At 72.6% G+C, this 223-nt stretch carries 1 pseudogene; it reads right to left on the reverse strand.

From position 1 onward, the window contains the following. Positions 1 to 31: 31 nt before the first annotated feature. Positions 32 to 223 (reverse strand): annotated as a pseudogene (locus E4K09_RS29085) (hypothetical protein); the annotation flags it as partial.

Consider the following 223-nt stretch of genomic DNA (forward strand, 5'->3'; position numbering starts at 1 on the left):
CCATGACGCGGGCGATCCGTGACGGGCCTTGTCACGGCGCGGCGGTCCTCTCACCCCGATAAAGATAATCATCCGGCAGGCCCAGGCGGCGGCAGGATTGGACGGCGGGGACCGAGGGCAGGACGAGGCGGTCGCTCGCCCGGGCCATGGTGCGGACGAAGGCTCGCTCCAGGGGGCCGAGCCTCCACTGTGCGTCGAGCCCCAGCCGCTCGCGCACCCAGGG

Origin of the sequence: Microvirga pakistanensis (assembly GCF_004458765.1) — a bacterium.
Taxonomy (GTDB): Bacteria; Pseudomonadota; Alphaproteobacteria; order Rhizobiales; family Beijerinckiaceae; genus Microvirga; species Microvirga pakistanensis.